Annotated in this window: 5 protein-coding genes; all 5 read right to left on the bottom strand. The window is 46.2% G+C overall.

Translation table 11 applies throughout. The features are described 5' to 3' along the window. Positions 1 to 296 precede the first annotated feature (296 nt). The gene (locus tag Xinn_RS19795) at positions 297 to 2096 is read right to left on the bottom strand and encodes a type VI secretion system-associated FHA domain protein (protein ID WP_086953333.1); all 1800 of its coding nucleotides are present in this window, start codon (positions 2094 to 2096) and stop codon (positions 297 to 299) included. 88 nt (positions 2097 to 2184) lie between these two features. Next, complete coding sequence (locus Xinn_RS19790; protein WP_086953332.1) at positions 2185 to 2679, bottom strand: Hcp family type VI secretion system effector; 495 nt, start codon at positions 2677 to 2679, stop codon at positions 2185 to 2187. Between the two features lie 181 nt (positions 2680 to 2860). Beyond that, positions 2861 to 4363: a type VI secretion system contractile sheath large subunit gene (gene tssC, locus Xinn_RS19785; protein WP_086953331.1), complete on the bottom strand. Its 1503-nt coding sequence runs from the start codon at positions 4361 to 4363 to the stop codon at positions 2861 to 2863. Between the two features lie 3 nt (positions 4364 to 4366). Beyond that, the gene (gene tssB, locus Xinn_RS19780; protein WP_086953330.1) at positions 4367 to 4921 is read right to left on the bottom strand and encodes a type VI secretion system contractile sheath small subunit; all 555 of its coding nucleotides are present in this window, start codon (positions 4919 to 4921) and stop codon (positions 4367 to 4369) included. An 85-nt stretch (positions 4922 to 5006) separates the two neighbouring features. Beyond that, positions 5007 to 5778: type VI secretion system protein TssA (locus Xinn_RS22260; protein WP_099137776.1), on the bottom strand; the 772-nt coding region annotated here is incomplete at its 5' end.

The raw sequence follows: 5778 nt of genomic DNA, 5'->3' as shown, positions 1-5778 counted from the left end.
GCTGTGTGATATCAGGTGATGACTGGTGGCCTCTTTTTTCTTATCGGGGTCATTATCCGTGAGCCTGTCCAGCAGGGAAGGCTGCATTTTGTCTCTGGCCGTGATGTGTCTGGGATTACCCGGACGATGATAACCATCACGTATTGAAGTTATGTTGTCATTCATAAGATACCTATTCGTCGTGATGATAATAACTGTGGGCAATGGGATGGGTATACTGAAAAGCAGTGTTCCCGCCGTTTTTCAGGTTGTGATTTAAAATGGATGGGAGCTTTGTCTCTGAGAAGCTGACGATGTCAGCGTGACTGTTTCTTTATTTTTCTCTGGGTGTTTTTATAGTTATTCACTTCGCTTTCATAGGCTGCCAGAAAATTTTTACCAAACAGGCCGGAATGGTGCTCAAATTCATGGGCGGTTTTTTGATAATGCTTAGTCAGAAACTCCCATAATGCCGCTTTGTAGGTGGAAGATAATGACAAACGTGGCATACCGCCTTCATCCCGGGCTTTTTGTTCAATCAGAGTGGGATGAAAGAGTTGCAGGATATCGAATGTAATGGCCCGCATCCCGGCAATCATACCCAGTTGATGCGCCTGTAATTCCGTTAAAATATCGCGGGTGGCCTGTTCAGCAGACATAAACCCCGGCATATGATCCCCAAACATCTGCACCAGTACCGCCTGACCGGAAGGCAACAGTTTGAAGGGGTTATTTGCATCGGATAACAGTTGAGTCATTCCGGCTTCGGCTTCCCGTTTCAGTAGCGTACGTGAGGTATTGAGTGCCACAATGCCCTGAGTCAACTGACTGACCAGCTGACCGAGCTGGTACATGCGGTGCTCATCAAAATGGGGCTGACGGAGATTGTTGAGTCCCATGCCCTCCAGTAGTGCGGCCAGCAATTTCCCATCCAGTGTAATACCGTCGGTAACGGGTTCATCGGCGCTGTGGCTGATTGGGTCAATATTCAGCCGATCATAAATCGGATCATCAGCCGTGATATGCGGTGATATATCCGGTGTATTGACCTGATGATTCGTATTAGTCTGTTTATTGGGTGGAATAAAGAAGGCATCTTCACCTTTACCCTCAGTTTTTTCTATTTCGACCCCAAACTGATTTGTGGCTAAATCTTTACTCAGTTCTCTGGATAATTCTTCTGTTGTGAAGAGCGGGGGAACTGATTGCGGATGATGCTCAGATGCGGGCTGTGTTGCAGAAGTAGATTTAGGTTCGGAAATTTGGGGGTGGTCAGAAGATGTCAGTGGTATTGCGGTGTCTAACATCAAATCCAACGGGTCCTCATTTTTCGTATTTTGTTTAGATTTAACACTATGATCAGAAAATAATTCCAGTGGATCAAGTGCATTTTCCTTATCACTATATTCAATGTCATAGTCCTTATCATTCTGAAATAAGGTTGTCGGTGTATTGTTATTAAGAATATCTTCCTGCCGGAAGAGGCTATCTGAGTTGAACATAGTCACAGGATCTTTCACACGCCGCTGTAGTGTTTCCAGATCGGCTGTTTTCTTTATTTTTGCCAGTGGATCAATGGGGTTACGTTCATCGTTTTCCTGATGTCTGGCGGAAAGTAGCGGATTATGTTCGTCTCTTTCGGATGGCGTTTTATGCTTGCCAGAAGGAGGCGGGGTATCAGGGATCGTGAAAATTTGTTCCAGACCATCCCAGACTTCATGGGGAATATCTGCCGAACCCGCATCTGATTCAGAGGGTACATTGATAGCGTGAATGTCAGACTGTGGCAGTGTATTTTTCTTGTTGGTATCAATAGCCTGAATCTGATAATTGCCAATATTTAAGACATCACCATCGCGGACTTCAACCTGACGATTAGGAGCCACAGGTATTGTATTCAGCAAAACTTCAGATGCAGAACCCAGATTAGTGATCTGACACTTGCCACTTGCTGAGATTGATACCATAACCTGCATCCGGGCAATGTTCTGCTCTTCATCAGGTAAAATCCAGCTATTATCCTGACAGTTGCCGATAGTGCCACCCGGAGGAGAAAACTCATAACTCAGTTGTGTTGGTTGGCTTGCACTGGTACATTTAACAATGGTGAATCGCATAAGCGTGGATCCTTATTGCTGATAAGGATAGTGTGGATAAAGATAACCCCCTTGGGGGAAGGAGGTTATCAGGGTAATCCACGATGTATTATTCCAGTTTATTGGTATAAGAATCCCAGGTGTAGGTAATTTCAGCGCCTTTTTTGCCTTCAAAATCTAGCGGGAAGTAGCTTTCTTTATGTTTCTGGAAGGCAAGCTCGATATCACAATAGAAATGGTTATCTCCGTATACAAGCTGGGCGTTCGCAACCATGGCTTGTGTTAGAGTCAATTGATACCAGGCCTCTTGTGAGCCACCTTGTCGACGAACATTTAATTTAACTTCTTTAATATGTTGCCCGGAAGTAGCAAATTTACGCAAGGTTATCGCTGATTTATCAAACAGAAGACTTAAGTGGAGGTTGCCAACGTGGACGATACCTCCGCCTAACCCAGTTCCTTGATTAGATTTATTGATCTCGTTAAACAAATCTATTTTAAAGGAATTGACCGCAGTCCATTCTTTATGCTCTTTATCACCTGATTCACCTTTAATATCAGTGAAGAAAATATACGCATCGGGTGTTGGTAAACGAGTAGACATAATTTTTCGCCTTAATCTTAAGGGGTTAATGAAGCAAAGATAACTAACACGTGCATCCAATCGATGTTGACGGGATACACAGCGCGTTACGTTTACGTATTGAGAAAGGTTTATTGCTACAGGAAGATCATCACTGAACCAGTGACGTTTGGTTTTCTGTGGAAAGAGTAGTTGGTGAGTATCATGCTCCTTTTAATGAGGGTAATTTGGAAACCAGTCGCAGCGAAACCGTCAGGCCTTCTAATTGATAGTGAGGCCGCAGGAAAAACTTAGCCTGGTAATATCCTGGGTTGCTCTCTACCTCTTCGACCCGAACTTCGGCGGCAGCCAGCGGTTTTTTTGCCTTAGTGAACTGTGATGAATTGACCGGATCACCATCGACATAATTAGTGATCCACTCATTCAGCCAGCGTTCCATATCACTGCGTTCCTGAAATGTCCCGACTTTGTCACGGACAATACATTTCAGGTAATGGGCAAAACGGCAGCAGGCAAACAGATAGGGCAAACGGGCTGAAAGATTGGCATTGGCCGTGGCATCAGGATCATAATATTCAGAAGGCTTCTGGAGCGACTGAGCTCCGATAAACGCCGCCATATCAGTATTTTTACGGTGCAGCAGCGGAATAAAGCCGTTTTTGGCTAATTCCGCTTCGCGCCGGTCACTGATGGCAATTTCGGTGGGGCATTTCATATCCACGCCACCGTCATCAGACGGGAAGGTATAACAGGGCAGATTTTCCACAATACCACCGGATTCGACACCCCGGATAGAAGTACACCAGCCATACAGTTTAAATGAACGGTTAATATTGACCGCCATTGCATACGCGGCATTTGCCCAGGTGTAATTCTCGTGGGTCGGCCCGGCGGTATTTTCTTCAAAGTTGAAGTTATCCACCGGATTAGTCAGGGCACCATAGGGTAAACGGGACAGAAAACGTGGTAAAGCAAGCCCGATGTAACGAATATCTTCTGACTCACGTAAACTCCGCCAGGGGGCGTATTCGGTATTCTGGAAGATTTTGGTCAGGTCACGGGGATTAGCCAGCTCCTGCCACGAGTTCATCTGCATCACACTGGGGGATGCCCCCGAAATAAACGGGCAGTGGGCTGCGGCGCTGATTTGCGATATCTGGCGTAACAGTTCCACGTCCGGAGCAGTGTGATCAAAATAGTAATCCCCCACCAGACAGCCGAAAGGTTCCCCCCCGAACTGGCCATATTCCGCTTCATAGATTTTCTTAAACAGCGGGCTTTGATCCCAGCTAATCCCTTTAAAGCGTTTTAAGGTGTTGCGGAGTTCTGTTTTGGACAGACACATCACCCGGATTTTCAGCATCTCATCCGTTTCCGTGTTATTGACCAGATAATGCAGACCCCGCCAGGCACCTTCCAGTGTCTGGAACTCCTCATGGTGCAGGATATGGTTCATCTGCTGGGAGATTTTGGTATCAATTTCGGCAATCAGAGACTGGATGGTGCGATAGGTATCCCCCGAGAGGGTCACCGTATTTTCCAGTGCCTGCTGAGCCAGTGTTTTGACCGCATTTTCAACGGCATCACGGGTCTGATCACTTTGCGGGCGGAATTCCTTACCGAGCAATACACTTAACTCATCAGCCGTGTATTCTTTTGGCGTCTGCTCTTGTTGAGACAAGGTTTCTTGTTCGGTCTTACTCATCAATTACTCCTTATTTTCAGCGCCTTCATCTGAATCGGGGGTGCTGTCTTCAGAGGAAAGGCTGTCTTCAGGTTTTGGCGCTTCAGCCAGTGATTTCAACAGAGCCGGGTTTTGCAGTATTTCGGCAATCAGTTGCTCTGCCCCACTTTTGCCGTCCATGTAAGACAGCAGGTTTGCCAGTTGGGTACGGGCTTCCAGCAGGTTCGCCAACGGTGTCACTTTTTTCGCGATAGCATCGGGTTGAAAGTCCTCCATGCTTTCAAACACCAGTTCAACATTCAGTTGACCCTCACCGGTCAGGGTGTTATCAACCTGGAAGGCGGCCCGGGGTTTGATAGACTTCATGCGCTCATCAAAGTTATCCACGTCAATTTCCAAAAATTTCCGATCGGAAACCTCGGGCTGGGCTTCGGTGGATTTTCCGACCAAATCCGCCATCACGCCCATCACAAAGGGCAATTGAACCACTTTTTCTGAACCATAAAGTTCAACATCGTATTCAATCTGGACACGGGGTGCGCGATTGCGCGCGATAAATTTTTGTCCACTGGATTTCATGACACGTTCTCCAATGCTGGCTAGATAGGTAGATCTAGGGGTGAGTGAGTAATTCGTTGGGGATCTGAATAAATGTTAAAAACGGTTAGTCGATATCATCCATGTCTGCATCTGTACTTGCGCCGGGATTATTCGTATGACCAAAGATAATGGCGAGCTGATTTAACCCTTCTGGCGCAAGATCATAAATAATATCGACAAAATTACGATCAATCAGTTGTTGAATGCGCTCAATCATCATTGGAGCGGGGTGACTTGGCTCATGTGTGAGAAAATAGAGCTTCGCTTTTTCCAGCAACATACGTGCTTCATCACGATTTTGTGCCTCCACTTCATACCAAGAGGATGGTGATAAGTCAGCCAGTGGTACAGCCGTATTTTCTGATGGAGCCGATACCGGTTTCATCTTTTTTGATGCAGATTCGGGAACAGCTTTATCGCTACCGGTTATTGGTGTTTCAGTTGAGGGCTGTTTTAACAGACTGAATTCGATAACCGTATTCAGGTGTTTCAGGAGTAGCGAAAATTCAGGTGCATGACCGGCAGATAAGTGTTGCTGAATAAGATCGGTCAGGGCTGTGATGTGATCACGAATAACCACTAATATTGATATTTCCGGATTGCTTGTTTGCTGTTTTAGCTCTTTCAGTAAACGTGCACGCCCACCGGTATAGCCGTTTATTTCTGTGATGGTTCCGTTGAGCAGTGAATAGACATCACGGAAGGATAACTCCTGTAACACACTTTTCAGTAAAATGGCACGCTCTACTTTCAGGGTCAGCGGCGAGCCGTCTTCGATATCGGCCAGTGCGTTGAGGCGAAATAGCGGGTCGTATTCCCCGTCAAATTCCAGCCTT

This window comes from Xenorhabdus innexi, from assembly GCF_002632485.1.
GTDB classification, from domain to species: Bacteria; Pseudomonadota; Gammaproteobacteria; order Enterobacterales; family Enterobacteriaceae; genus Xenorhabdus; species Xenorhabdus innexi.
This window is presented reverse-complemented; position numbering and strand designations above follow the sequence as displayed.

Coding starts and splice junctions, on each gene's coding strand:
- Xinn_RS19795 (WP_086953333.1), bottom strand. CDS start 2,096: ATGCGATTCACCATTGTTAAATGTACCAGTGCAAGCCAACCAACACAA.
- Xinn_RS19790 (WP_086953332.1), bottom strand. CDS start 2,679: ATGTCTACTCGTTTACCAACACCCGATGCGTATATTTTCTTCACTGAT.
- tssC (WP_086953331.1), bottom strand. CDS start 4,363: ATGAGTAAGACCGAACAAGAAACCTTGTCTCAACAAGAGCAGACGCCA.
- tssB (WP_086953330.1), bottom strand. CDS start 4,921: ATGAAATCCAGTGGACAAAAATTTATCGCGCGCAATCGCGCACCCCGT.